Source organism: Pseudomonas sp. EL_65y_Pfl1_R83 (assembly GCF_963970695.1).
GTDB lineage: Bacteria > Pseudomonadota > Gammaproteobacteria > Pseudomonadales > Pseudomonadaceae > Aquipseudomonas > Aquipseudomonas tritici.
Genome location: NZ_CAXAQI010000232.1, coordinates 1 through 529, shown reverse-complemented (window position 1 = coordinate 529; position 529 = coordinate 1). Strand labels below are relative to the sequence as shown.

Below are 529 nucleotides of genomic sequence, written 5' to 3'. Positions count from 1 at the left end.
ACGGCTTTGGCCGCCAACCTAGTCCAACCAGCGACCCGGTCCGCGATCGCCGTGATCCGCTCGGGCTCGGCCCGATGCGCGGTCCGGGCAAATTCGAGCAGCGGATCGCGCGTGCCCGCTTCCTTGAAACTGGCGACCCCGGCGAATAGCCGACCGTCAATCTCGGGCAATACGACATGCATGGCGAGATCGGCAGGTGACAGGCCGCGCGTGCCGTCTGCCCAGGCGGCGCGTCCCGACGTTGCCAGCGCCACTTGAAACACCGGTACCCCCGCCGCGTCGAGCGGTGTTTCCCCAGCCTCGCCCCGCGCCGAAAATGCGGTCGCGTTGAGGATTGCGACGGGCGATAGTGTGCCGATCCACGCCGCGATCCGGTCGCGCGTTTGCGGGTGCTTCAGCGACGGTCCGAACAGCGACAGAGTCGCAAAACCGCGCTGCTCGAACGTGCTATGCAGCGCGGCAAAGGGGGCAAGGTCCTGCGCCGCGAGATAAGCGCGGTAGAAGACGAGCAAGATCAGCGGTCGATCGG

Annotated in this window: 1 protein-coding gene; it reads right to left on the bottom strand. The window is 67.1% G+C overall.

The annotated features are described in order from the left end of the window. Nucleotides 1-512: cobaltochelatase subunit CobN (locus AACY08_RS28580; protein WP_339472455.1), on the bottom strand; the 512-nt coding region annotated here is incomplete at its 3' end. Nucleotides 513-529: the final 17 nt, after the last annotated feature.